The sequence below is a fragment of the Aquirufa rosea genome (genome assembly GCF_004118285.1).
Lineage (GTDB): Bacteria > Bacteroidota > Bacteroidia > Cytophagales > Spirosomataceae > Aquirufa > Aquirufa rosea.
The window spans coordinates 1-217 of sequence record NZ_SDHY01000055.1; the positions used below are offsets into that span (position 1 = coordinate 1).

1 protein-coding gene is annotated in these 217 nt (G+C 47.5%); it reads right to left on the minus strand.

What is annotated here, in order from left to right; genetic code table 11:
• A partial coding sequence (locus ESB04_RS12560; protein WP_164969683.1) for a hypothetical protein occupies positions 1-217 on the minus strand: 217 nt, incomplete at both ends.

Genomic DNA, 217 nt, shown 5'->3' on the forward strand with positions numbered 1-217 from the left:
CCTGTGCCTACTGTTCCTGTGTAAATCAACTTCGTACTCAAGTTGGCTACACCACTCACAAAGTCACCTGCGCCTGTCAATTTATTTGTGCCCGACAAGCCAGAAATACTTCCTGTCAGACTGGTCGTCACCGTTACATTATTCGCACTCGCATCAAAGCTTGGTACCGTGTTTCCGTAAGCATCTTGTGCTGTCAAGGTATTCGTACCCGTAAAGG